The organism is Aromatoleum evansii (genome assembly GCF_012910805.1).
Taxonomy (GTDB): Bacteria; Pseudomonadota; Gammaproteobacteria; order Burkholderiales; family Rhodocyclaceae; genus Aromatoleum; species Aromatoleum evansii.
Map to the genome: position 1 here is coordinate 1 of NZ_WTVK01000260.1, position 416 is coordinate 416.

Genomic DNA, 416 nt, shown 5'->3' on the forward strand with positions numbered 1-416 from the left:
GCTGATAGGCGCGGTCGGCAATGCCGACGCCTTCGAGGCCGACGCCGAGCCGGGCCTGGTTCATCATCGTGAACATGCAGCGCATGCCGGCGTTTTCCTCGCCGATCAGGAAGCCGATCGCACCGCCCTTGTCGCCCATGGTCATGGTGCAGGTCGGCGAAGCGTGCATGCCGAGCTTGTGCTCGACGCCGCTCGCATGGATGTCGTTGCGCGCGCCGAGCGATCCGTCGGCATTGACCAGGAACTTCGGCACGAGGAAGAGGGAAATTCCCTTGGTGCCCGAGGGCGCATCGGGCAATCGTGCGAGCACGAAGTGCACGATGTTGTCGGTCATGTCGTGCTCGCCGTAGGTGATGAAGATCTTGGTGCCCTTGATGCGGTAGGTGCCGTCATCGGCGCGTTCGGCGCGAGTGCGC

Annotated in this window: 1 pseudogene; it reads right to left on the minus strand. The window is 64.4% G+C overall.

The features are described from left to right. Positions 1 to 416: pseudogene (locus tag GO615_RS28215) on the minus strand (acyl-CoA dehydrogenase); the annotation flags it as partial.